General features: G+C 44.6%; 23 protein-coding genes. 16 read left to right on the top strand and 7 right to left on the bottom strand.

Annotation, left to right across the window (positions count from 1 at the left end):
- Positions 1–71: 71 nt before the first annotated feature.
- The 8 genes from K0O23_RS19350 to argH all read left to right on the top strand — a co-directional run bounded on the left by K0O23_RS19350 (position 72) and on the right by argH (position 9,002).
- Positions 72–773 carry a GNAT family N-acetyltransferase gene (locus K0O23_RS19350; protein WP_219879111.1) on the top strand — a complete coding sequence of 234 codons (702 nt, stop codon included), beginning with the start codon at positions 72–74 and terminating at the stop codon, positions 771–773.
- 14 nt (positions 774–787) lie between these two features.
- The gene (locus K0O23_RS19345; protein ID WP_219879110.1) at positions 788–1,996 is read left to right on the top strand and encodes an argininosuccinate synthase; all 1,209 of its coding nucleotides are present in this window, start codon (positions 788–790) and stop codon (positions 1,994–1,996) included.
- Positions 1,981–2,988 carry an N-acetyl-gamma-glutamyl-phosphate reductase gene (gene argC, locus K0O23_RS19340; protein ID WP_219879109.1) on the top strand — a complete coding sequence of 336 codons (1,008 nt, stop codon included), beginning with the start codon at positions 1,981–1,983 and terminating at the stop codon, positions 2,986–2,988. The genes K0O23_RS19345 and argC overlap by 16 nt, the downstream gene beginning before the upstream one ends.
- Positions 2,989–3,323: 335 nt before the next feature.
- On the top strand, positions 3,324–4,478 hold the full coding sequence (locus tag K0O23_RS19335) for an aspartate aminotransferase family protein (RefSeq protein WP_219879108.1): 1,155 nt from the start codon (positions 3,324–3,326) through the stop codon (positions 4,476–4,478).
- A complete protein-coding gene (locus K0O23_RS19330; protein ID WP_219879107.1) occupies positions 4,478–5,428 on the top strand; it encodes an N-acetylornithine carbamoyltransferase in 951 nt (316 codons plus the stop codon). The genes K0O23_RS19335 and K0O23_RS19330 overlap by 1 nt, the downstream gene beginning before the upstream one ends.
- A gap of 313 nt (positions 5,429–5,741) precedes the next feature.
- A complete protein-coding gene (gene argB / locus K0O23_RS19325) occupies positions 5,742–6,536 on the top strand; it encodes an acetylglutamate kinase (RefSeq protein ID WP_219879106.1) in 795 nt (264 codons plus the stop codon).
- Positions 6,536–7,600, top strand: coding sequence for a M20 family metallo-hydrolase (locus tag K0O23_RS19320; RefSeq protein WP_219879105.1), 1,065 nt, complete (start codon positions 6,536–6,538; stop codon positions 7,598–7,600). Before argB ends, K0O23_RS19320 begins: the two co-directional genes overlap by 1 nt.
- A 70-nt stretch (positions 7,601–7,670) precedes the next feature.
- Complete coding sequence (gene argH / locus K0O23_RS19315; protein ID WP_219879104.1) at positions 7,671–9,002, top strand: argininosuccinate lyase; 1,332 nt, start codon at positions 7,671–7,673, stop codon at positions 9,000–9,002.
- Positions 9,003–9,056: 54 nt separating this feature from the next.
- Here the strand turns inward: argH and K0O23_RS19310 are convergent, their stop codons facing one another.
- Together K0O23_RS19310 and K0O23_RS19305 are read right to left on the bottom strand one after the other, a co-directional pair.
- Complete coding sequence (locus K0O23_RS19310; RefSeq protein ID WP_246597227.1) at positions 9,057–9,413, bottom strand: hypothetical protein; 357 nt, start codon at positions 9,411–9,413, stop codon at positions 9,057–9,059.
- Positions 9,414–9,428: 15 nt separating this feature from the next.
- Positions 9,429–9,935 carry a flavodoxin family protein gene (locus K0O23_RS19305; protein WP_219879102.1) on the bottom strand — a complete coding sequence of 169 codons (507 nt, stop codon included), beginning with the start codon at positions 9,933–9,935 and terminating at the stop codon, positions 9,429–9,431.
- A 167-nt stretch (positions 9,936–10,102) separates the two neighbouring features.
- Between K0O23_RS19305 and ispG the strand changes: the two genes are divergently transcribed.
- The 4 genes from ispG to K0O23_RS19285 all read left to right on the top strand — a co-directional run bounded on the left by ispG (position 10,103) and on the right by K0O23_RS19285 (position 13,522).
- On the top strand, positions 10,103–12,076 hold the full coding sequence (gene ispG / locus K0O23_RS19300) for a (E)-4-hydroxy-3-methylbut-2-enyl-diphosphate synthase (protein ID WP_219879101.1): 1,974 nt from the start codon (positions 10,103–10,105) through the stop codon (positions 12,074–12,076).
- A 96-nt stretch (positions 12,077–12,172) separates the two neighbouring features.
- Positions 12,173–12,337 (top strand): DUF6728 family protein, encoded by a 165-nt coding sequence (locus K0O23_RS19295; protein WP_219879100.1) that lies wholly within the window; start codon positions 12,173–12,175, stop codon positions 12,335–12,337.
- Positions 12,338–12,428: 91 nt separating this feature from the next.
- A complete protein-coding gene (locus tag K0O23_RS19290) occupies positions 12,429–12,788 on the top strand; it encodes an MmcQ/YjbR family DNA-binding protein (RefSeq protein ID WP_219879099.1) in 360 nt (119 codons plus the stop codon).
- 236 nt (positions 12,789–13,024) lie between these two features.
- Positions 13,025–13,522 carry a MarR family winged helix-turn-helix transcriptional regulator gene (locus tag K0O23_RS19285; RefSeq protein WP_219879098.1) on the top strand — a complete coding sequence of 166 codons (498 nt, stop codon included), beginning with the start codon at positions 13,025–13,027 and terminating at the stop codon, positions 13,520–13,522.
- Between the two features lie 114 nt (positions 13,523–13,636).
- On the opposite strand, the gene K0O23_RS19280 is transcribed toward K0O23_RS19285, so the two are convergent.
- The 3 genes from K0O23_RS19280 to leuS form a co-directional block, all read right to left on the bottom strand.
- Complete coding sequence (locus tag K0O23_RS19280; protein WP_219879097.1) at positions 13,637–15,280, bottom strand: cation:proton antiporter; 1,644 nt, start codon at positions 15,278–15,280, stop codon at positions 13,637–13,639.
- 12 nt (positions 15,281–15,292) lie between these two features.
- Entirely contained in the window at positions 15,293–16,147 is an 855-nt protein-coding gene (locus K0O23_RS19275; RefSeq protein WP_219879096.1) for a universal stress protein, read from the bottom strand.
- A 134-nt stretch (positions 16,148–16,281) separates the two neighbouring features.
- Positions 16,282–19,047, bottom strand: coding sequence for a leucine--tRNA ligase (leuS, locus tag K0O23_RS19270; protein ID WP_219879095.1), 2,766 nt, complete (start codon positions 19,045–19,047; stop codon positions 16,282–16,284).
- A gap of 243 nt (positions 19,048–19,290) precedes the next feature.
- Here leuS and K0O23_RS19265 point away from each other — a divergent pair, with 243 nt between their 5' ends.
- The 3 genes from K0O23_RS19265 (at position 19,291) to K0O23_RS19255 (ending at position 21,435) form a co-directional block, all read left to right on the top strand.
- Positions 19,291–19,965, top strand: a complete 675-nt coding sequence (locus K0O23_RS19265) for a DsbA family protein (protein WP_219879094.1) — start codon at positions 19,291–19,293, stop codon at positions 19,963–19,965.
- A 100-nt stretch (positions 19,966–20,065) separates the two neighbouring features.
- The gene (locus K0O23_RS19260; protein ID WP_219879093.1) at positions 20,066–20,773 is read left to right on the top strand and encodes a DUF1003 domain-containing protein; all 708 of its coding nucleotides are present in this window, start codon (positions 20,066–20,068) and stop codon (positions 20,771–20,773) included.
- A 65-nt stretch (positions 20,774–20,838) separates the two neighbouring features.
- Positions 20,839–21,435, top strand: a complete 597-nt coding sequence (locus K0O23_RS19255) for a LysE family translocator (protein ID WP_219879092.1) — start codon at positions 20,839–20,841, stop codon at positions 21,433–21,435.
- A 1-nt stretch (position 21,436) separates the two neighbouring features.
- Here the strand turns inward: K0O23_RS19255 and K0O23_RS19250 are convergent, their stop codons facing one another.
- Together K0O23_RS19250 and K0O23_RS19245 are read right to left on the bottom strand one after the other, a co-directional pair.
- On the bottom strand, positions 21,437–22,174 hold the full coding sequence (locus K0O23_RS19250; protein WP_219879091.1) for a spheroidene monooxygenase: 738 nt from the start codon (positions 22,172–22,174) through the stop codon (positions 21,437–21,439).
- Positions 22,175–22,289: 115 nt separating this feature from the next.
- Positions 22,290–22,793, bottom strand: a complete 504-nt coding sequence (locus K0O23_RS19245; protein ID WP_219879090.1) for a pyridoxamine 5'-phosphate oxidase family protein — start codon at positions 22,791–22,793, stop codon at positions 22,290–22,292.
- Between the two features lie 141 nt (positions 22,794–22,934).
- Between K0O23_RS19245 and K0O23_RS19240 the strand changes: the two genes are divergently transcribed.
- The gene (locus K0O23_RS19240; RefSeq protein ID WP_219879089.1) at positions 22,935–23,519 is read left to right on the top strand and encodes an acyl carrier protein phosphodiesterase; all 585 of its coding nucleotides are present in this window, start codon (positions 22,935–22,937) and stop codon (positions 23,517–23,519) included.
- The last annotated feature ends 318 nt before the right edge of the window (positions 23,520–23,837 follow it).

The raw sequence follows: 23,837 nt of genomic DNA, 5'->3' as shown, positions 1-23,837 counted from the left end.
AATTATACTTTAACCAAATTTATTTCTTGTGCTGTGCTAAAACACAGCAAGGTATAATTATTACCATTAAAATGGATCAATCCGCATTCATTGTGAGCGTTGCCAACGGGCAGCACATTATTTACGCCTTGCAGATCTGTAACGAGATGGAATCTTCAGCGAAAGCGCGCGGCACTGGTATAGCCAAGCGTTCTCCGGATTACATTGCCCAGAAAATGCTGGAAGGCAAGGCAGTTATTGCGCTCCACCCGGATGGCACCTGGGCAGGTTTCTGTTACATAGAAACCTGGGGCCATGGAAAGTATGTAGCTAATTCAGGTTTGATTGTATCGCCTGAACTTCGTAAAAGCGGACTTGCACGCCAGATAAAGCAGAAGATATTTGAGTTGTCGCGTACAAAGTACCCTGATGCAAAGATCTTCGGCTTAACAACAGCTTTGGCGGTAATGCGCATCAACTCCGGACTTGGTTACAAGCCCGTAACATATTCTGAACTTACCGATGATGAGGAGTTCTGGAAAGGATGTCGCAGCTGCGTGAACTTTGAGATTCTGCAGAGCAAAAACCGTACAAACTGCCTTTGTACCGCCATGCTTTATGATCCTACCAAAGAGCAAGGTTATATAGCGCTGCCAATAGTACAACAGCAGGAACCCGCAATTGCTGAAAAGCAGAGCACCGCAAAGGTGATAAGTATAAATGAACGCTGGATGCGCCACCGTGCACGTACAAGCCAAACAAATTTAAATAATAACGAGCGTAACGCTTCTTAAGTAAATATCCCGAAATGAAAAAAGTAGTTTTAGCCTTCAGCGGCGGTTTAGATACATCATACTGTGCCATTTACCTGGCCCAGGAATTAGGACTGGAAGTATACTCTGCCATTGTAGATACGGGCGGCTTTTCGGAAGATGAACTAAAGGAAATTGAGCGCCGTGCATATGCCATGGGTGTAAAACAGCACACGCACCTGAACGAGACGCAGCACTTCTACAACAGCTGCATTAAGTACCTGGTGTTTGGCAATATACTAAAGAACAACGTGTACCCCCTAAGCGTGAGTGCTGAGCGAGTTACGCAAGCCATTGCCATTGCACAGCATGCCAAAAGTATAGGCGCTGATTTTGTAGCGCATGGCAGCACAGGCGCCGGTAACGATCAGGTTCGATTTGACATGGTGTTCCAGGCTATAATACCGGAAGTGGAGATCATCACCCCGATCCGCGACAAACGTTTATCACGTGAAGAAGAAATTGAGTACCTGAAGCAGCACGGCGTCGAGATGGATTTTTCCAAAGCACAGTACTCTATTAATAAAGGTATCTGGGGCACATCTGTTGGCGGAAAAGAAACACTTACATCCAACCTGCCATTACCGGAAGAGGCATACCCAACACAGCTTAGCAAGCACGAAGCGGAACGAGTTACGCTGCACTTTGAGAAAGGCGAACTGATGGGAATTAACGACGTAAAGCATGATACTCCGGTACAGGCCATTCAGCAATTACAGGCTTTGGCAGCTCCGTTTGCCATCGGCCGCGACATCCATGTTGGTGATACGATCATTGGAATTAAAGGTCGTGTTGGTTTTGAGGCAGCTGCTCCGCTGGTGATCATTAAAGCACACCATACGTTAGAAAAGCATGTGCTTACGAAATGGCAACTATACTGGAAAGACCAGCTTTCGGCATGGTACGGCAACTGGCTGCACGAAGGCCAGCTTCTTGATCCTACCATGCGCGACATAGAGGCGTTTCTGGAGAGCACACAGCAAAATGTTACCGGCAAAGTATACGTGTTGCTGGCACCTTACCGCTTCCAGGTAGAGGGCATCGAAAGCGCTCATGATTTAATGAGTGACAAGTTCGGCAGCTACGGAGAAATGAACCTTGCCTGGACTTCGGACGATGTCAAAGGCTTTGCGAAGATTTTCGGTAACCAGACAAAATTATACCACAGCGTAAACAACAAAGAAGAGGCATGGGCAACGAAGTAAGTATAAAAGCAGGCATAGTAGGCGGCGCTGGTTACACCGGCGGCGAGTTGCTTCGCCTGCTCTTAAACCATCCGAATGTAGACGTAGCATTTGTGCTGAGTAACAGCCAGGGAGGAAAGCCCGTGCACGAAGTGCATAAAGACCTCTTAGGTGACACAAACCTTATGTTTACTGCTGAATTTCAGGCTGAAGCAGACGTGGTTTTCCTTTGTGGCGGGCACGGGGCTGCGATGGATTTTATGGCTGCCCAAACCTTACTACCATCAACTAAAGTTATAGACCTGAGCCAGGATTTCCGCTGGAACGAAAGTACAGAAGATTCTGCCGTAAAAGGCTTTGACAGAGCGTTTATTTATGGCTTGCCGGAGTTGCAGCGCGAAAAGATAGAGCAGGCAAAAAGTATAGCAAACCCTGGTTGTTTTGCCACAGCCATTCAGCTGGCCTTATTGCCCTTAGCAGAACAAAACCTGATACAGGAGGAAGTGCATGTAAGCGGCATTACAGGCAGCACAGGTGCTGGGCAGAGCCTGAGCAGCACATCGCACTACAGCTGGCGCGACGGCAATATCTCCAATTATAAAGTACTGCAACACCAGCACCTGAACGAAATACGTCGCACTTTGGCCGGTATGCAGAAACAGGAGTTACCAGCGATAAACTTTGTGCCATATCGGGGTCCTTTTACCAGAGGTATACTTTGCACCAGCTACCTGGAAAGTGAGCTAAGTCTGGAAGAGGCAGAGCAACTATATAAAAGCTTTTACAGGAGCCATCCTTTTGTAACGGTTACAGATACTATTCCGGACTTAAAGCAGGTAACAAATACAAACAAATGCCTGCTGTACCTAGAGAAACAAGATGGTAAACTTATAATAACCAGCCTGATCGATAACCTGTTAAAGGGCGCGTCGGGGCAGGCAGTGCAGAACATGAATCTGATGTTCGGACTGGAGGAAACAGCTGGATTAAAGCTGAAGGCAAGTGCTTTTTAGTTTCGTTGTTTGTTGCCAGCAACTTGTCATCTCGAACAACGTGAGAGATCTTTTCAGAATTCCCTTAAACTAATTCCAGATAGATCTCTCACGTTGTTCGAGATGACAGCATAGGGAATGTAGGCACCTTTTTAAGTGAGATATCTTAAGCATATGATAGTCATGAAATGCTCCAGATTTCTCTCAGCTAAGCTGGCCCTCTTCGGTACGCGCCTCAAGAATATTCGAAATGACAATATGAAAACAACATTTAACAATACAATAATTTAAAAATTAATCATATGTACGTCGAGTACTTCATCTATTGTCTTACTTCTTACATCTAATTATCAAATATGAATCTGTTTGATGTATATCCGCTTTTCGACATAACACCTGTAAAAGCACAGGGCGCTTATGTTTGGGACGAGACCGGCAAACGTTACCTGGACCTTTACGGAGGCCATGCCGTTATCTCCATTGGTCACAGCCACCCGCACTACGTTAAAAGAATTGCCCGTCAGCTCTACGACATCGGCTTCTATTCTAACTCTGTACAAATGCCGCTGCAGCAGGAACTTGCCGATAAACTTGGCAAACTGAGCGGCTACGACGATTACAGCCTTTTCCTGTGCAATTCCGGTGCCGAGGCAAACGAAAACGCCCTGAAGCTGGCCTCTTTCCATACTGGTCGTAAAAAAGTAATAGCCTTTAAAGGAGCATTTCACGGCCGTACGTCTGCCGCTGTAGCCGCTACTGACGACCCAAAATTACAGGCCCCGATCAACGAAACGGATAACATCATTTTTCTTCCTTTAAATGACATAAATGCCTTTGCTAATGCATTGCAGGTGCATGGTACTGAGTTGGCGGCTGTCATTATAGAGGGTATCCAGGGCGTGGGTGGTGTACAGATACCTGACGTAACTTTTATGAAAGCCTTAGCAGCAGGATGCGAGAAAGTTGGTGCCCTGCTGATACTTGACGAAGTACAGTCTGGCTATGGCCGTACAGGTAAATTTTTTGCGCATCAGAACAAAGATGTAAAGCCGCACCTGATTACGATGGCAAAAGGCATGGGGAATGGTTTTCCGGTTGCCGGTGTACTTATAAATCCTCAAATTGAAGCCAAACATGGTATGCTGGGCACTACATTTGGTGGTAACTACCTGGCTTGTGTAGCTGCTCTGGCTGTACTTGAGGTGATGGAACAGGAAAACCTTGTTCAAAATGCCAAAAACATCGGCAACTGGATAATGGATGTACTTCGCAATATGCCGGGAGTGAAAGATGTTAGGGGCAGAGGCCTGATGATCGGAGTTGAGCTTAACCAGCCGTGTGCTCCTATCCGAAAGCAACTGCTGGAAGAATATGGCATCTTTACAGGTGCGTCGTCAGACAAAAATACACTGCGCCTGCTGCCGCCGCTTTGCATTGGAGCCCGGGAAGGCAAAAAGTTTTTGGTAGCATTTGAAGAAGTTCTTTTAAAAACAGTATTACAAACAGCCTAATGCAAAAGTTTACCTCAGTGCAGGATGTGGCCAATATAGATGAGTTGGTGAACGAGGCCCTGCACTTAAAGCAAAACCCATACAAGTATAAGCAATTAGGCGAAAATAAGACACTGGGCCTGATTTTTCTGAACCCAAGCCTGCGTACCCGTTTAAGTACGCAGAAAGCTGCCTTAAACCTGGGCATGAACGTGATGGTGATGAACCTGGACAAAGAAGGCTGGGCACTGGAAACGCAGGAAGGCGCCATTATGAACGGCACTACGGTAGAACACATAAAAGAAGCCGCAGCTGTTATGGGCGAGTATTGTGATATCTTAGGTATCCGCTCATTCCCTAAACTGCAAAACCGCGACGAAGACTATAATGAAGAGCTGCTGCAGCAGTTCATTGATTATGCCGGTATTCCGATTGTAAGCCTTGAATCGGCCACACGCCACCCGCTGCAGAGCCTGGCCGATTTGGTAACTATAACAGAGAAAAAGCCTGCAGGTAAAAAACCTAAGGTGGTACTTACCTGGGCTCCGCATGTAAAGCCAATACCGCAATGTGTGGCTAACTCGTTTGCCGAATGGATGGGGCAGGCCAATGTGGAACTGGTAATCACTCACCCTAAAGGATATGATCTGGCAGAGGAGTTCACGCAGAATGCAACCGTTACTACAAATCAGGATGAGGCACTTAAAGATGCTGACTTTGTATATGTCAAAAACTGGTCGAGCTACATCGACTATGGCAAAGTTTTAACAGAAGGTGAAGGCTGGATGATGAACAATGAAAAGCTTGCGCTTACGAACAATGCTAAAGTAATGCATTGCTTGCCGGTGCGCCGCAACGTAGAGCTAAGCGACGAGATACTGGACGGATCAAATTCGCTGGTACTGCAGCAGGCCAACAACCGCACTTACGCGGCGCAGGCTGTGCTAAAGCGGATACTAGAGACGCTTTAGTTGCTGGTTGATAGTTATTAGTTATTCGATAATCCTATCTACTTGCGCCGGTTTTCAAACCGGTGACTTAGGGTTAAAGTGGAGTCTATGGGTACATTTTTTTATCTGTCATCCTGTAAGGATTTTGGTGGAAGGGAGGTTAAGCTTCCGCTACAATGTAACCTCCCCCTAACTCCTCTAAGAAGGGGAATATTCAATTGTAATTATACACCTTTGCAGGGATAACTAGATAAGCAATTGCAGCATACAAAGTCTGTTTATTATTTAAAACATCCTTTGTCCATTGTCAAAAACTTTTTTGTCAAGATAAATAATGCTAATAGTAAAAATAGGCGGTAATATACTGGATAACCCTTCGCGGCTTCATTCTTTTTTGGTTGATTTTTCGAAGCTGCAAGGGCCCAAGTTGTTGGTACATGGCGGGGGCAAGATAGCCTCTGCTATTGGCCAGCGGCTGGGCATTACGCCGGTAATGGTTGAGGGTCGCCGCGTTACGGATGCCGAGACCCTGGAACTGGTTACCATGGTGTACGGTGGATTGGTAAACAAACAAGTAGTGGCGCAACTACAATCGCTGGGATGTAACGCAATCGGGATGACTGGTGCTGACGCCAATGCCATACTTGCTACAAAACGGCCTGTACACGAAATAGATTATGGTTTTGCTGGCGATATAGCAGGAAACAAGAATATAAATACCAATGCTTTGGACGCCATACTTCTGGCCGGCCTAACACCTGTTTTCGCTCCGCTAACCCACGATGGCAAAGGAACTATGCTGAATACTAACGCAGACACTATTGCCTCTGTACTAGCCACAGCCTTAGCCACAAAGTATAAAGTTACGCTGATGTATTGCTTTGAGAAAAAAGGTGTTTTGTCGGATACAACTGATGATGAATCAGTTATCGCACACATCAACTCAGAAAAGTATAAAGCACTGAAAGAATCAGGTATAGTTACTGCAGGCATGATACCAAAGCTTGATAATGCCTTCTCGGCGCTTAAGCAGGGTGTAAGTGAAGTGTTGATAGGCGAGGCCGAGGCACTTCTAAGTGTAGAAGAAACAGACACCATTTTTGCTGGCACAACCATCACCCTGAATTAATGGAGCAGAAAGAACTATACGAGCAGGCAATACAGCTATTGCAGCAGCTTATTCAGACACCTTCTTTCAGTAAAGAAGAAGACAAGACCGCAGCTATACTTTCTGGTTATCTTGAGCAGAAAGGTGTTGAAGTGCACCAGCACTTAAACAACGTGTGGGCATTTAACAAGCATTATACCCCAGCTTTGCCTACTATACTTTTAAACTCGCACCACGATACAGTAAAGCCAAACCCCGGCTATACCCGCAATCCGTTCGAGGCAAGTATAGAAGATGGCAAATTGTATGGACTTGGCAGCAATGATGCAGGTGGCTGTCTGGTAAGTTTGATTTCCACTTTCCTGTACTTTTATGAACAACATGATCTGAAGTACAACCTGGTGCTGGCTGCCACTGCAGAGGAAGAAGTTTCCGGCAGAAACGGCATAGAGCTTATACTTCCGGAGCTTGGCAAGCTGAATGCTGCCATCGTAGGCGAACCAACTGAAATGCACCTGGCCATAGCCGAAAAAGGTTTGTTGGTTCTCGATTGTGTGGCCAAAGGCAAAGCCGGACATGCTGCCCGCGAAGAAGGCATAAACGCTATTTATGAGGCTCTGGAAGACATAAACTGGTTTCAAAAATACAAATTTGCAAAAGTATCAGGACACCTGGGACCTGTAAAGATGAGTGTAACCATGATTAATGCAGGAACGCAGCACAACGTAGTACCGGATAGTTGCCATTTTACCGTAGATGTGCGTTTAACAGATGCTTATACCATGGATGAGGTTTTGGCCACCATACAGCAGCATGTAAAGTCAGAGGTAAAACCTCGTTCAACCAGATTAAAGCCATCAGCTATTCCGTTGGAGCACGCGCTGGTACAGGCCGGACTACAATTGGGCCGGAAAACGTACGGTTCTCCCACCACTTCCGATCAGGCACTTTTACCGATACCCTCTCTTAAAATGGGACCAGGCTTTTCTGGCCGTTCGCACATGGCTGACGAGTACATTTACCTGCACGAAATTGAGGAAGGCATTAATTTATACATCGATGTACTCGAAAGAGTAATAAAGTAAATTTGCGGTGAACGGCAGGATCATAATACATATTCACTCATTCATTCCATCACTCATTCAAAATTGAATCATGAAGCTCTGGCAGAAAGACATCAGCGTATCAGCTGAAATAGAAAAGTTTACGGTAGGCAAAGACGCAGAACTGGACATGGAGCTGGCCCGTTTTGATGTGCTGGGCTCACTGGCGCACATACGTATGCTGGAAAGTATAAACCTGCTTACTGCCCAGGAACTGGAAGTGCTGCAGGCAGAGCTGAAAAGCATTCACCAAAGTATAGAAGCCGGAGATTTTACCATTGAAGAAGGAGTGGAGGACATCCATTCGCAGGTAGAGCTGGAACTGACCAAAAGAGTGGGAGATGCCGGTAAGAAAATTCACAGCGGCCGCTCACGCAACGACCAGGTTTTGCTCGACCTGAAACTATACTTCCGATACCAGTTGCAGGAGTTAGTACAAGATTCAACAGCACTTTTTGAGGTGCTGCAGACACAAAGCGAAAAATATAAAAATGTGCTGCTGCCAGGCTACACGCACCTGCAAATTGCCATGCCCTCATCGTTTGGCCTTTGGTTCGGTGCCTATGCCGAAAGCCTGGTAGATGATATGCAAATGCTGCTGGCTGCCTACAAAATTGCAGATAAAAACCCACTTGGCTCCGCTGCCGGCTATGGTTCTTCGTTTCCGCTAAACCGCCAGATGACCACTGATTTGCTTGGCTTTGAAAGCATGAATTACAATGTGGTGTATGCGCAGATGGGCCGGGGCAAATCAGAAAGAATAGTGGCAACAGCTATGGCTTCTGTAGCGGCTACGCTTGCAAAAATGAGCATGGACTTGTGCTTGTACATGAGCCAGAACTTTGGCTTTATTACCTTGCCTGCTCACCTTACTACCGGTTCAAGCATTATGCCACACAAAAAAAACCCTGATGTATTTGAACTGCTTCGTGGAAAGTGCAACAAGCTTCAGGCATTGCCAACCGAAATCTCCATGCTGTTGATCAACCTGCCATCGGGCTATCACCGCGATCTGCAGTTGCTGAAAGAGAACCTTTTCCCGGCTTTCGCAGAGCTTAAAAGTTGTCTGCAGATGATGGCGTACATGATGCAGGAGGTACAGGTAAAAGAGAATATCCTGGAAGATGAAAAGTATAAATACCTGTTCAGCGTGGATGCCGTGAATGCACTGGCGCTGGAGGGAATGCCATTCCGGGATGCTTACAAAGCAGTTGGTGAAAGTATAGAAGCCGGTAATTTTTCTATGCCAGATGCTGTGTCGCACACACACGAAGGCAGTTTAGGCAACCTGTGCAATACTGAAATAGCCGCACAGATGCAGAAGGTACTAGAGCAGTTTAACTTTGAAAGGGTAAAAAATGCTTATGAACAGCTTTTAAAGTAGATTACTTGATTGGTTCTTGGAGTTAGTGAGCATCAGACTGCATGAACCAAAGGCTTATTTCTTTACTAAACTCATCGCTTCTCCAGCTACTTTTGCAAGTATAATCGGGACTAAGATCAAAGCTATACTAATTGCTACAATGCGTCGCAAACCAAGTCGCAGCATCAGCGTGGACACCACTTTGCCGCGCATTTCATTGTAGAAATACTTGCCGGCTTTGGTCATGGGTTTCCCTTTCAGTACATCCTGAACTTCTTTCCAGTTGCCTTTTTCAAGCTGCCGCTTCAGAAACCCCAAAACACAGTCTTTGGTTATGTAAATTGCGTCAGATAGCTGTTCCTGTCGCAGGTTAGACCAACGCTGTAATTGCATTAGCTTTAATGGCGATATAGACGGGAAAAAATTACGCATATGGATCATACGTGTTCAATCAAAATGGAGCAAGCGTAAATATGTATCAATATCAGGCAATTTGCCTTTCACAGCGTTTGTGCTGGCATAATAGGTTGCCCTAAACTGCATATCGAAATAAGCAGAAGTTAATTCAAAAGGCTCTGAAAACCCAACCGGTAGTGTGTCATCAGATCCTACAGCCAGCAAAAACGTTTCTTTTCCAGCTAACTGCTTTCCCAGGTTCTTATGTATAGTTATAATATCCGTTAATCTGTCAAAAAAGGTTTTCATAATTCCGCTCATGGCATACCAGTAAACTGGCGTGGCAAATACGATCTGCTCATGCTGTATCATCTGCTCAACAACCTTCAGAAAATCATCGGAACCAGGGTAATCATGAGTATACGAATAGTTATTTATTTCATAGTCCAGTAGATCTGCAAGAATAAATATCTTGTCTTTAAATAGCCTATCTACCAGTTTACGGGTGTCACTGTCTTTTCGGGCACTGCCAAGTATGACCAGGGGATTTGTAGCCATAATTTAGTAAAATACTGATTTGATGCTTTATACTGCCACAAAAATATAGTTGGCGGGCTTATACTTGCAGCTGATTAAAATAAAGGTAGTAATTTTACGTAGTTTGCCTGTTGAACAAACAACGCATAACTTTAGTTATCCAATCGAGCTGACGCATAAATCTGATCATGAATAAAACGTATTGCCCTAGTCTTACAGCATATAAACGCAGAAAAACACGTGTCGTAAACATTGGCGGAGTGCCTGTTGGTGGCGATAACCCCATTCGTGTACAGTCTATGACTACTGTAGACACCATGGACACAATGGGCTCTGTGGAGCAGTGCATCCGCATGATAGAGGCAGGTTGCGAGTATATCCGAATTACTGCGCCAAGTATAAAAGAGGCTGAAAACCTGCGTAATATTAAAGAAGAGCTGCAGAAGCGCGGTTATACTGTACCACTTATTGCAGATATCCATTTTACACCCAATGCAGCCGAGGTGGCAGCGCGTATCATAGAAAAAGTGCGCGTTAACCCGGGTAATTACGCCGATAAAAAGAAATTCCAGGTAATTGAGTACGACGATATATCTTACCAGGCTGAACTGGACAGGATAAGAGAGCGCTTTGTGCCGCTGGTGCGAATTTGCAAGGAACACGGCACGGCCATGCGCATCGGTACCAACCACGGCTCTTTATCAGACAGGATACTAAGCCGCTACGGCGATACACCGCTAGGTATGGTAGAAAGTGCACTGGAGTTTATCCGCATCTGTGAAGACGAAGGCTATTTTGATATCGTGATCTCGATGAAGGCCTCTAACACGCAGGTAATGGTGCAGGCGTACCGTTTGCTGGTACAGAAGCTGGAAGAAGAGGGACTGCAGCCTTATCCGCTGCACCTGGGCGTAACAGAGGCCGGAGAAGCTGAAGACGGCCGCATTAAGTCTGCTGTTGGCATTGGCACATTGCTGGAAGACGGTTTGGGTGATACCGTACGTGTATCCCTTACTGAGGCTCCTGAAGCCGAGGCGCCGGTAGCTCAGGCATTGATTGACCGTTATACAAACCGCTCAGAGAAAGCACAGCCCATTCAGGACATCTGCAACGTACCTATCAACCCATTTCAGTACCAGCGTCGCGAAACAATAGAGATAGCAAACCTGGGGGCTTTAAACGTACCTCGTGTTATAGCTGACCTAAGCAGACTGGAAGATATAAAGTATGCCGACCTGAAATGTGTTGGCCACCTGTACTCCATGCTGCTGGACAAGTTTAACATGAACGACCTGGGGGCAGATTACATTTACACAGGCAGCAATCCAATTAGCTTTATGCTGCCAAATGGCCTGAAAGAGATTATAAACTACGATGCCTGGATAACTGCTGAACAACGTGAAGACCGGCATCCGCTTATACTTGCTCAAGTATACCTGAATTCATCTGAACGCCATCAAACACTAAACTTTATACTTGCCGACATTCATGAAATAACTCCGGCTTTAATGGATCGCTTGAAGCAGGATACGACAGCTGTTCTGATGCTGCACACAACCAACGAGCACGCCATGCCGGAGCTGCGCAAGTGCTTTTTCAGACTCATAAATAACGGAGTGCAAAATCCCTGCATCATTAAACGTGAATACGGTAACCTAACACCAGACCAGGTGCAGTTGTATGCTGCTACGGATGTAGGCGGCCTGTTGATTGATGGACTCGGCGATGGCGTAATGTTAGGGACAGAACTACAGCCTGCACAACAGAAACCGGAGTGGCTTGATACGATTGATAAACTGAATAACCTGAGCTTTGGAATACTGCAGGCAGCCCGTACACGCATGAGCAAGACTGAATACATCAGTTGCCCAAGCTGTGGCCGTACATTATTCGACCTCCAGGAAACAACTGCCATGATACGCAAGCGCACAGACCATCTGAAAGGCGTAAAAATCGGTATTATGGGTTGTATTGTAAATGGACCCGGCGAGATGGCTGATGCAGACTATGGGTATGTAGGTGTGGGTAAAGACAAGATAGCGCTTTACCGGGGTCAAAATGTGATCAAGAAATCAGTTCCGGCAGATAAAGCTGTGGATGAGTTAATAGAACTGATTCGGGAAGATGATAAGTGGATTGAACCAGTGAGGTTAGAAGAATAATTGTTGAGTTTAGATATACTCAGTTAAATCATTTTTAGAATTGATATGTTAATTTAATACCTGCATTAAATAAGGTTGTATTTAAAGATTTATACTATGAAGGGACTATTTAATTTCACTGAGGTAGCCACTTATTTTTTCCGTAAGAAAGACCCTAACCGTAAGAGTAATTTTAACTTGCGCACCATGCACACAATCAATAAAATATCTATCCTGATGTTTTTGGCAGGCGCAATTTATTTTATAGTTACGCACATATAACTGCCTGATTTTTCGGTTATGATTAGTTGAAAGTATAAGGAGCACGAACAGGTTCTCCTTATACTTTCATTTTTTACACATCCGCTGTGCTATGAACATTGAGGAATTAAGAGACTATTGCCTTGCCAAGAAAGGCGTTACAGAAGAGTTGCCTTTTGATGAGGACACCCTAGTATTTAAGGTAGGAGGTAAAATGTTTGCACTATGCAGTATTTCCGAATACCAAAGTGGTATAGCGCTCAAATGTGACCCTCAAAAGGCCATAGAACTGCGAGAACAGTATCCGAATCAGGTTAAACCAGGTTACCACATGAGCAAAGTACACTGGAATACAGTATTACCTGAAAACGGCTTACCGGTTCAGCTTATTTGCTCCTGGATAGATGACTCCTATCAGCTTGTTGCCTCCAAATTAACCAAAGCTTCGAAAACAGAACTTGGTTTGTTGTAGAATCATTACTCTAAAGCTATAATAACGAAAAGTAAATAGGTAAACTTTATTGTTGCAGCCTGGTTGTTAAGCTCACAAGGTAATCGGACAATTAACATATGACATCAACATTATAGATGTATTTTAATCTATAACTTTATAATTTTTTAGTTGATGCATTATAAATAAAATATAAAACCTACTGTTTAATCAATTTTTATTTTTATTATTAGTAAAACTTACTACTAACTGACCAAATGAATTTAGAGCATGAAGTAGGATACAAGTCCTTCCGTAATGAATGGCAGAAAGCCAGCATGAGTATTTTATATACGCAGGGTATTTTATATAATACTTATGAAAACTTTTTTAAACAATTTGGCCTGACTTTTCAGCAATATAACGCGCTGCGTATTTTACGCGACCAGTACCCAAAACCTGTCTCAACATCTTTTTTAAGAGAAAAATTGCTGGATAAAATGTCTGATGCCTCAAGATTGGTAAGCAGGCTTAGTGCAAAAGAACTGGTAACGGTTACACAAAATCCGTCAGACAGAAGATTGGTTAATATTTTAGTATCTGAAAAGGGACTTCAGGTACTCGAGTCAATGGATGGTTTTTTTCCTGAGTTAGACCAAAAATTACATGGAATAACAGAGGATGAAGCTAAAACGCTATACCATCTTTTATCCAAATTAAGAAATTCGCTTAAGAACATGCCTGAGTCTGAACCGGAAGAAGTGAAAGCTCAATAATTATTAAACATGCTACTCTAAACCTTTACTAACCTAAATTATCAAAACGGATGATAAGAAGTATAACTTCTTATCATCCGTTTTTTTATTGATTGTGTTTAATCAAATATGTGTTTAGGTGGTCTCAAATTTAAAAAGTTTATCCGGAACAGACTCTGCAGCATCCGTGAACGGAAGCAGAATAGCTGTTTCCTTTTCTGCCTGCAAAGCTAATGCATCTGAGGCGCGATGCGCAGTTACAGCTATTTTGCCATTGTAGTTGTTCATTTTTAACATTTTAATTAAGCCAAGGTTTAGTTGCAGGTCCGCGATACTGCTTACTACTACACTAGCTTTTTGTAAAGGTAGCTGGTCAGGCAGTTCAGGGTCCTCGATGTCGCCGTATTGTGCCTGAATACCTTGTTTTTGCCAGTATTGCACCTGCTTTGGGTCAAAGTCTACGGCAATAAAGCGGTAGCCCTCTTTAAGAAACGAAAGTGCAATGTTGCCCCCAAACCGGCCTAACCCGAATAAAATAGCATCTATAGGAATGTTTTGTCCTTTCACGGACATATCTTCCCGGTAAGGTATCTTCTTTTCGAAAATAGAAAGAATAGGCGAAAGCCATGCAAACAAAGTATGGGAGTATATGATCATATAAGTAGAAAGGCCAATGGTAATCAATCCGACAAGTGTTATCAAACCAACTGTTTCCTGGTTAATATGTCCCAGGTTAAAGCCCAGGGCTGCAAAGATCAAAGAGAATTCACTGATCTGCGCTACTGTTAAGCCAGCCAGGAAACTGGTGCGTTTACGATAACCCATCAGCCCCATTATAACCATTACAATAAGCGGGTTGCCAATGAGTACAAATAAAGAGAAAAGCAGCGCAGGCCCAACCTGATTGCCGATAAGGCCCAGATCCAAATGCAGGCCCAGGTGTATAAAGAAGAACAATAACAGGAAGTCGCGTATACTTACCAACCGCCCCGATAAGACATTACGATACTGAGTAGAGGCAAGTGATACTCCGGCCAAAAAGGCACCAACTTCTCTGCTAAAGCCTAACACATCACTTACTGATGCGGCTGCAACTGCCCAGGCAATGGCGAAAAGCACAAGCAATTCCTGAGATTTAGCAAGATAATGCACCAGCGTGGGTATGACGTAAATCATCAGCAGTGCAAAAATTAATGCCAACCCCATTCCTTTACCTAACATTCTTAAAACATTATAACCCAGCTGGCCTTCGGCACTTCTGTCTAAAGCTGTCAATGAGATCATCAACAGTACAACCACCAGGTCCTGCACAATAAGAAATCCTATGGCTATCTGCCCGTGCAGCGAATCGATCTCTTTTTTGTCAGAGAGTAGTTTAACAATGATAATAGTGCTGGAAAATGTAAGGGCAATAGCTATATAAAGCGAGAACAGAATACTGTAACCAAGCAGTAAGCCTATTATAAAGCCGAACACCGACGTAAATATAACCTGGCCAAGGCCTGTGATGATAGCCACCTTACCCATGGAGCGTATCAGGTTAAGGTCTAGCTTAAGGCCTACCACAAAAAGAAGTATAGCAATGCCCAAATCAGAGAGCAGGTGAATTTTATCAGTAGATTCAACAAGGTTTAGTACCGACGGACCGACAAGTATGCCCAGCGCTATGAAAATAACTATTAAGGGTTGTCTGAGTAATTGGCCGATAGCCCCCAGTATAGCAGCCAGAATAAGTATAATGGAAAATTCATAAAATGGTACTAGTTCTATATTTTCCATACATCAGAATTGTTAGTCAGCAGGCACAGGTGGTATTACCAGAAGCGGAATCTGTAGCTTTGTTGAAGCTTGCTCTGCGATCTCTTCCATTACAGAATCAAACCAGATACCTTTTCTTTTAGAATACCACGCGATCAGGTCGGGTTCTGTATTACTGATAAGGTTCTCGAGCGTTTCTGCTTTTTCATTGCTGCCAACAGAGATAATTTCATACTTACTTTTACCAAACTGCTCTTGCAACTCTACACTTTCAAGCAGGTTTTCAAGCTCACCAGTATGCTTTGATGTACTTTCAAGAAGCAGGAAAGACAATTCTGCATTAAAAACGCGGCTTATACGTGCCAGTATATGTAAACCAGGTCTTATCCTGATATCCTTTGCACGAATTATAACAGTGATTTTCTGAAACCCTCTATACTCAAGTTTCTCCGGCACCACTAATAAAGGTGCAGGTGTAATGTTTATCATTTCCTGCGTATTGCTCCCAAACAACAACCGTTTTAGCCCGATCTTGTCGCCGGTCCCCATCACGATCAGGTCGATTTTCTCTTTGGCAACCATTTGCAGAATAGTGTCCGAGACAGGTGCAGACATGATGGTTATCAGCTTTATAACCTCACTTGAACGTATATTTAATTCGTCATACAAATGCTGGCATGAGGTACGGAGCTGCTCATGAAGTTCCTGACGGTCCGCGTCATAAATACTGCTGAATACTTCTTCGGGAGAGGTGGCTGGCACCAATGGTTTATGCATGGCATGCATAAATAATACCTCAGCCCCAAAGCTTTTTGCCAAAAGCAGGGCGGTACGCATAGCAGTCTGTGCGCTTGCAGTAAAATCGGTTGGTACCAGGAAACGTAGCATGATAACAAGAATGACTTCTAATTATCCTACGCAGAAAGTACCTTAACGTATACGATAGCCCAGAAAACAAAAAGCCGCCAAGTTTGGGGCTTGAACGGCTTTTTGCTATAGTTAATTGGTAAGATGGAGTAACCTTATACTACCACATTGATAATTTTGTTCGGCACAATGATGATTTTTTTTGCCGGTTTACCATCCATGAATTTCTGCACCTGCTCATCTGCCAATACAGCCTTTTCTATTTCAGCTTTGGGCGCATCTACTGCAAAAGTCATTTTAGAGCGCGTTTTACCATTTATTGATACTGGGTACTCAAATGAGTTCTCGGTAAGATATTCCTCTTTCCACTCCGGATAGGTTGCAAACGTTATGCTTTCTGTATGGCCCAGTTTTTCCCAAAGCTCTTCGGTAATGTGCGGTGCGTATGATGAAAGTATAACCGTTAGTGGTTCCAGTATAGCACGCTTGTTCGTCTTCAGCTGTGTCAACTCATTCACGCAAATCATAAAGGTTGAAACAGAGGTGTTAAACGAGAAACGCTCTATGTCTTCCTCTACTTTTTTGATCGTCTTGTGCAGCGACTTCAGTTCTTCGGCAGTAGGAGCATCATCAGAAATAGCAAAGTTTCCGTCGTTATCGTGGAAGAGTCTCCAGAACTTACGTAGAAACTTGTGCACGCCGTCCATACCGTTGGTATTCCAAGGCTTGAACTGCTCTAGCGGCCCCAGAAACATCTCGTACATGCGCAGCGTGTCAGCTCCCTGGCGCTCTACAATGTCATCAGGGTTCACTACGTTATACTTCGACTTCGACATCTTCTCGATCTCGACGCCAACGTTATACTTTCCGTCTTCCAATATAAACTCGGCATCCGCATTCTCAGGTCGCCACTTTTTAAAGGCTTCCAGGTCTAGCACGTCGTTCTCTACAATGTTCACATCCACATGCAGCTGTGTTGTTTCATACTGATCTTTCAAGCCAAGAGAAACATACTTATTTGTGCCGTTAATGCGGTATACAAAGTTAGATCGCCCCTGGATCATGCCTTGGTTTATTAGCTTTTTGAATGGCTCATGCTCAACCACCAGCTCCAGGTCAAACATAAATTTGTTCCAGAAGCGGGAGTAGAGTAGGTGACCCGTTGCGTGTTCAGAGCCACCAATGTATAAATCTACATTTCGCCAGTACTCTATCTTATCTTTAGCTGCAAATTCTGCGTTATTCTGAGGATCCATGTAGCGGTACCAGTACCAGCTGCTGCCAGCCCAACCCGGCATGGTGCTCAGCTCATACTCATACTTGTTGTTATACTTCCAGTCTACGGCGCGGCCAAGTGGCGGCTCTCCAGTTTCTGTTGGCAGGTATGCGTCAATCTTAGGCAATTCCAGCGGCAGTCCTTTGTCATCCAGCAACTGCGGAATGCCATCTTTAAAGTATACCGGCACCGGCTCACCCCAGTAACGCTGGCGGCTGAACACGGCATCGCGCATGCGGTACTGCACACGTCCTTTGCCAACACCCAGTTCTTCGGCTCTGGCTATACCTGCTTTTATGGCTTCTTTCACTTCCAGTCCGTTCAGGAAACCAGAGTTGATAATTTTACCTTCTTTGGCAGCGTAAGCTTCTTCTTCTATGTTTCCGCCTGCTACAACTTCTCTGATAGGCAGGTTAAAGTGTTTGGCAAAAGTATAGTCACGGCTATCGTGGCCCGGAACAGCCATTACGGCGCCTGTGCCGTAGCCAGCCAGTACATAATCAGCAATCCAGATCGGCACGCGCTCTTCAGAGATAGGGTTGATGGCGTAGGCACCTGTAAACACACCGCTTACGGTTTTCACGTCCGTCATACGCTCACGCTCCGAACGGTTTTTGGCCACCTGCACATAAGCTTCTACCTGCTGACGTTGCTCGTCTGTTGTGATCTGCTCTACCAGTTCATGCTCCGGCGCCAACACCACAAAGGTTGCCCCGAAAATAGTATCGATACGCGTTGTAAATACTTTTATATGACCATCACCTTCAATGGCAAAATCTAACTCGGCGCCAACTGATTTACCGATCCAGTTGCGCTGCATTTCCTTTACCGGTTCCGGCCAGTCTATTTCTTCCAAGCCTTGTAGTAAACGTTCGGCAAAGGCTGTGATGCGCATCATCCACTGGCGCATTTTCTTACGCTCCACCGGGTAACCGCCACGCTCTGATACACCGCCAACAACTTCGTCGTTTGCAAGCACCGTTCCAAGGGCAGGGCACCAATTTACTACAGCCTCGGCCACGTAAGTCAGTCTATACTTCAGCAAGATTTCAGCCTGCTGCTGCTCGTCCATACTTTTCCATTCTTCAGGAGTGAAGGCAGGCGTATCATCGTCGCAGGCGGCATTTACATTGGCATTGCCATTAGTTTCAAACTCTGCAATTAACTTGTCTATACTTTCAGCCTTATCCGAAGTGTAGTTATAAAAGCTGTTGAACAGCTGCATAAAGATCCACTGCGTCCATTTGTAATAGCCTGGGTCGGAGGTGCGTATCTCACGTTCCCAGTCAAAAGAGAAGCCGATGTTTTTTAGCTGCTCAATGTATCGGGTAATGTTCTGCTCGGTTGTAATGGCAGGGTGCTGACCTGTTTGAATAGCATATTGCTCAGCTGGCAAACCAAACGAGTCAAAACCCATTGGGTGCAGCACATTAAATCCTTTAAGGCGCTTGTAACGACTTACAATGTCAGAGGCAATATAACCAAGTGGATGCCCTACGTGCAAACCGGCACCTGACGGATACGGGAACATATCTAGGGCGTAGTACTTAGGTTTATCCTTACTTTCCTTGGCTTTAAACGTCTGGTTATCTTCCCAGTAACGTTGCCATTTCTTCTCAATCTGGTTAAAATTATACTCTGACATTTTTTATCGTGATTCGCGTGTTTAATCTTAAACCGCTAAGTTAATTCATTGACCGGTGATTAAGGAGATTTTAGTGATTAAAATGATATCTGACTCTTAATTTAAAGATGGGGTTAATCTTAAATCTATTGTACCACTTTCAATAGCCATCTTTTGGTATAGCAGTTTCAAATACATTATCGTAATCATGAAAAATCATTAAAATCCCCTTAATCACCGCTCCAATTACATTATCTTTGCACTATGGAAAAGCAGCAAGAAGACCTACTTGATATTCTTCACCTGATCTATGTGATGGACCCGATGTGCTCGTGGTGCTATGGTTTTGCTCCTGTAATTAAAAAAACAATTGAAGAGCAGCAGGGCACTATGCAGTTTAAACTGGTAATGGGAGGTTTGCGTCCCGGCACTGAAAAGCCACTGGAGGAGCAAATGAAAGCAAGTATAAAACAACATTGGCAGGATGTAGAGCATGTTACAGAACAGCCATTTGATTATACTTTTTTTGAGCGTGAAGACTTTGTATATGATACCGAACCTGCTTGCCGCGCTGTGGTAGCCATACGCTACCTTAAACCGGAGCATGAGATGGAAATGGCCGAAGCCATACAAAACGCTTTTTACGCTAAAAACAACGATGTAACTAAACCGGAAGTGCTGGCAAGTATAGCTTTGCTTTTCGGCATAACAGAAGAAGACTTTCTGGAGAAGTTCAACTCCGAAGAGATCATCGATAAAACAAAGCAGGACTTTATAATAGCCAGGCATTTGCAGGCAACTGCTTTTCCGAGCCTGTATCTTCTTAATGGCACTAACATACATTTAGTGAGCCGTGGTTACAGACTTTACGATGGTCTGGCTGCACACCTGCAACGCGTTATACAAGAGATCGCACCAGACCAGAGCCCTTTAAAGTAAAATTATACTTTATAGCCTGCACAGCCTTGATCAGCGTTATGCAGGCTTATTCCTTTTGGCCTGTTTACTCGTATGCAACACTAGGTTTAGCTGTTGCCCCATGAAGAACCATCGCTTAACAGGCATTTGCCAGATCACCAAAAAGCACCTGCCCATGCAGCAGTTGGTGCATGGCTCAAGCATCCGCAAAAGTATACTGGAGCTGATAAAAGCAGACCATCCGGATTTTGACGAACAGCAATACATAGCACTAAGCCAATTAAACCGCTACCGCAACCTTTACCTCGAAACCTTGCTTACCCGTGAGATGGGCGAGATTTCAGACCTGGAAGAGGAAGTACTCCAAAGTATAAACAAGCATGAATTACTGTCTTCTAACATCGAAGACGAACTAACTGAACAGCTAACGATCGGAGAGCGTCTGTCTGATAAGATCTCATCCTTTGGCGGCAGCTGGACGTTTATCATGATCTTCTTTTCCTTCCTGTTCGTGTGGATGGCGATAAATATATTCCTTTTGGTCACCAGTCCATTCGACCCTTACCCGTTTATACTTTTAAACCTGATCCTTTCTTGCCTTGCCGCTATACAGGCCCCAATTATTATGATGAGCCAGAACCGCAAAGATGCCAAGGACCGGCAGCGATCGGAGTACGATTACCAGGTAAACCTTAAGGCCGAGCTGGAGATAAGGCTGCTCCACGAAAAAATAGACCACCTGATTATACAGCAAAACCAACGCCTGATAGAGATCCAGCAGATACAGGTAGACCTGCTGGAGGATATCATGCAACGGATGAAAAAGTAAACTCTTGTTGCTGCGTCTTTTCAAAGTGTTGTACGTCTACAGGTAAAACATAAAATTTTAGACGTATGGTAAAAGCATTTGTATTTGGGTTAACGATTGCCATTGCAGTGGGGCCCATCGCTATACTTATTATAAATCGGGGGCTTAACACCGGATGGAGAAGCGGCGTTATGAGTGGGATAGGAGCCGCACTGGCCGATTTTACCTATGGCATAGTAGCCTTCACAGCAGGCACTTTCCTGGCAGGTTTCCTGGACATGAATCAGCAGCTTTTTGTTTACATCACCTCACTTGCTCTGTTTTTATTTGGGGCCTGGATGTTAAAAGGAAGTATAAAGGCTGTTCAGACAGACAGGCTAAATCCGGGTGATACCAAAAAGACGAATTACCTTCTCTCAACATATTTGCTTACCATCATCAACCCACTTACCGTCATTCTTTTCCTGGGTTTTTCGGGGCAACTGGTTTCACCGGCCACAGGCTTGCTGAATATCATTGCACTGGCTACAGCTATCTTTACCGGTAGCCTGATTATTCAGTTGGCATTTGCCAGCTTTGGCGCTACGCTGGGGCGCTTTGTAAGTAACCCGTCCATTGTACGGCTTTTAAATATCGCCAGCAGCGTACTGATTATGGGCTTTGGAGTTGCCGGTATAATGTAGCTTATACTGTGTCAACAACTCTGTTCTGCAAGGGGTTTACACCATTCCATGTGCCTAGGCTGGCAACCGGTTTAAAGCGGGCAAAAAGCTCTTCGCTGTACCAGTTTTCAGAACGGGTTCGGCGCATTACTTCCTGGTGCAGCGGGTTTTTATAGGCGTAGGCTTTCATGGCGTCCATACTTTGCCAGATGCTGAAAGTTGCTTGCCGCACAAAAGGCAGTTCACCTAAACCAATCGAACAGATCAAGCCTTCGGCATTATCAAGCGCTGTGCTTGTTTTGGGTACAAATCGCCAGAAATTTGGTAGGGCACGCCAATTTATACTTGCACGGGTTAGCACAGCAATAGGACCATCGGTATGCTTTTCAGAGAGGGTAGGCGAGAAGGGCTCCTGCTTATCCCACTGCCCATGCGATTGATAAGGCAACAGCTTCACCGTCCAGGTCTCAAATGTATGCTTTTTATACTCCTGCATGAGGGCAGAATTATGCAAGAAGTCATCTGCCGCCGCCTCGCTTTGCCAGGTGCACAGCTGGCCGTAGCGCTTAAAGTTTGGTTTTATACTAAAGCCCTTGCCGTGCCCGCTGCCCAGTAGCTTATAAAACAACAGCCCCGGCACTTTGGCAAGGTGTGGTACCGAGGTGCCCATCTGTGCCAGTCCCCAGCGAAGATGGCCATTTTTAACACCAAAAAGCGTAAGTGTTGTAAGTCGGGGAATTTCGGTTTGAGGAGATATCAAGAAAGTATGGCTTACGATTTATACTTAAGATAAAGAAATTGCTGAACATGAAAACACCTGCCAGACAATAAAGTTTAGCAGGTGCTTCTTTCAAGCTATAGGCCATTATTTATACCTACATATTTATCTTTTCGTTGTCGCCGGGCTTTGTCTTTTCGCCGGTAATGGCGGCTTTGGCCATGCCGTACAGATGTACCAACTTACTGTTAGGAGCGTCCCAGTATTCTGCTTTGTCAATAGTTACTTTAATAAGCCCTACATTCGGGTCGTCTTTCCCGTTCGGAAACCAGGCTTTTAATGTAGGGTTCCAGAGTTCGTCTATCTTTTGCTTGTCTCTGGTTAACGTTGCCCTGCCAGAAACAGACACATACAGCTCATCATCCGGTTCTGCGTAGCTTAAGTTTACATGCGCATCGTTATCCTTTATCTCATGCGATTTACCGGATTCATAACCAGTAAAAAACCATAGCACCCCATCCGTCGCTGCTTTCTGAGTTCGCATAGGCCGGCTGCGCAAGCTACCGTCATCGTCAATCGTAGTCATCATAGCGATATCTACGTCTTTAATCATATCGATAAGTTTGTTCAGGCTTTCCTGTTTGTTTTGATTATTATCCATAGTTCTATACTTTGTGGTAGTGAGTTTTGATTACGCGGCTAAATAGTTCAGGGTTTATACTCGTGTAATACATAACTGTTTAGGTTTGTAAACAGTCTTTATACTTTATTGTTTGTACGTGATACTAAACACACCGAAATTTTGAACTTTCTGGCGCATGCATTTTTATCCGGCGACAACCCTGAATTACTGCTGGGCAATTTTATTGCTGATACTGTAAAAGGCAAGCAGGCAGCGCTTTATACTTCAGAGGTAGCCAAAGGCATTAAACTGCACCGCCTGATCGACACCTACACCGACACGCATGAAATCGTAGCCGAAACAAAAGCAAGACTACGGCCACAGTACCGCAAATTTGCCCCGGTTATTGCCGATATGTATTACGATCATTTCCTGGCCAGCAGATTTGAGCAGTATGCCGATGAGCCGCTAATACTTTACACCGAAAAAGTATACAACATAGTAGGCGCCTCTATGCACCTGCTTCCCGAACGCATGAAGTATATTTTTGAGCACATGCGGCAACATAACTGGCTGTTAGGCTATGCGCAACTCGAAGGAGTAGGCAGGGCTTTAACAGGCATGAGCAGAAGAGCATCCTTTGAATCGGGAATGGAAACAGCGGTGTATGAACTGGAACAAAACTATACGTTGTACGCTGATGAGTTTGAAACCTTTTTCCCGGAGCTGGTAAAGTATGTAGAAGAGGTGAAGCAGATTCTTTGACCACAGATTAATGGGGATTAAGATTGATTATATGGATTGCCTTCAGAACCGGGTCTAACCACCCCTAACCCCTCCTTATCCAAGGCGGGGAATTCTGACATAACCCTTAAAGGTAAGAGCTTTGTAGTAAATGCTTAACCTCCCTTCTACCAAGATCCTTACAGTATGACAAAAAGGAGAAAGCTGCTACTACTATGGACTTGCAACAAAAACCCGGACACAAGATTAAGCTGCTAAAGGTTTCCTGTTTAATTTTTCTTCCATTTGTTTTGGTGTGCGGTATCCCAGGCTTGAATGGAGCCTTTCCCTGTTGTAGAA

The organism is Pontibacter aydingkolensis (genome assembly GCF_019443125.1).
GTDB classification, from domain to species: Bacteria; Bacteroidota; Bacteroidia; order Cytophagales; family Hymenobacteraceae; genus Pontibacter; species Pontibacter aydingkolensis.
This window is presented reverse-complemented; position numbering and strand designations above follow the sequence as displayed.

What these genes read in the sequence shown, in the direction of transcription:
- K0O23_RS19350 (WP_219879111.1), top strand. Translation starts at nt 72, where the DNA reads ATGGATCAATCCGCATTCATTGTGAGCGTTGCCAACGGGCAGCACATT.
- K0O23_RS19345 (WP_219879110.1), top strand. Translation starts at nt 788, where the DNA reads ATGAAAAAAGTAGTTTTAGCCTTCAGCGGCGGTTTAGATACATCATAC.
- argC (WP_219879109.1), top strand. Translation starts at nt 1,981, where the DNA reads ATGGGCAACGAAGTAAGTATAAAAGCAGGCATAGTAGGCGGCGCTGGT.
- K0O23_RS19335 (WP_219879108.1), top strand. Translation starts at nt 3,324, where the DNA reads ATGAATCTGTTTGATGTATATCCGCTTTTCGACATAACACCTGTAAAA.
- K0O23_RS19330 (WP_219879107.1), top strand. Translation starts at nt 4,478, where the DNA reads ATGCAAAAGTTTACCTCAGTGCAGGATGTGGCCAATATAGATGAGTTG.
- argB (WP_219879106.1), top strand. Translation starts at nt 5,742, where the DNA reads ATGCTAATAGTAAAAATAGGCGGTAATATACTGGATAACCCTTCGCGG.
- K0O23_RS19320 (WP_219879105.1), top strand. Translation starts at nt 6,536, where the DNA reads ATGGAGCAGAAAGAACTATACGAGCAGGCAATACAGCTATTGCAGCAG.
- argH (WP_219879104.1), top strand. Translation starts at nt 7,671, where the DNA reads ATGAAGCTCTGGCAGAAAGACATCAGCGTATCAGCTGAAATAGAAAAG.
- K0O23_RS19310 (WP_246597227.1), bottom strand. Translation starts at nt 9,413, where the DNA reads ATGCGTAATTTTTTCCCGTCTATATCGCCATTAAAGCTAATGCAATTA.
- K0O23_RS19305 (WP_219879102.1), bottom strand. Translation starts at nt 9,935, where the DNA reads ATGGCTACAAATCCCCTGGTCATACTTGGCAGTGCCCGAAAAGACAGT.
- ispG (WP_219879101.1), top strand. Translation starts at nt 10,103, where the DNA reads ATGAATAAAACGTATTGCCCTAGTCTTACAGCATATAAACGCAGAAAA.
- K0O23_RS19295 (WP_219879100.1), top strand. Translation starts at nt 12,173, where the DNA reads ATGAAGGGACTATTTAATTTCACTGAGGTAGCCACTTATTTTTTCCGT.
- K0O23_RS19290 (WP_219879099.1), top strand. Translation starts at nt 12,429, where the DNA reads ATGAACATTGAGGAATTAAGAGACTATTGCCTTGCCAAGAAAGGCGTT.
- K0O23_RS19285 (WP_219879098.1), top strand. Translation starts at nt 13,025, where the DNA reads ATGAATTTAGAGCATGAAGTAGGATACAAGTCCTTCCGTAATGAATGG.
- K0O23_RS19280 (WP_219879097.1), bottom strand. Translation starts at nt 15,280, where the DNA reads ATGGAAAATATAGAACTAGTACCATTTTATGAATTTTCCATTATACTT.
- K0O23_RS19275 (WP_219879096.1), bottom strand. Translation starts at nt 16,147, where the DNA reads ATGCTACGTTTCCTGGTACCAACCGATTTTACTGCAAGCGCACAGACT.
- leuS (WP_219879095.1), bottom strand. Translation starts at nt 19,047, where the DNA reads ATGTCAGAGTATAATTTTAACCAGATTGAGAAGAAATGGCAACGTTAC.
- K0O23_RS19265 (WP_219879094.1), top strand. Translation starts at nt 19,291, where the DNA reads ATGGAAAAGCAGCAAGAAGACCTACTTGATATTCTTCACCTGATCTAT.
- K0O23_RS19260 (WP_219879093.1), top strand. Translation starts at nt 20,066, where the DNA reads ATGAAGAACCATCGCTTAACAGGCATTTGCCAGATCACCAAAAAGCAC.
- K0O23_RS19255 (WP_219879092.1), top strand. Translation starts at nt 20,839, where the DNA reads ATGGTAAAAGCATTTGTATTTGGGTTAACGATTGCCATTGCAGTGGGG.
- K0O23_RS19245 (WP_219879090.1), bottom strand. Translation starts at nt 22,793, where the DNA reads ATGGATAATAATCAAAACAAACAGGAAAGCCTGAACAAACTTATCGAT.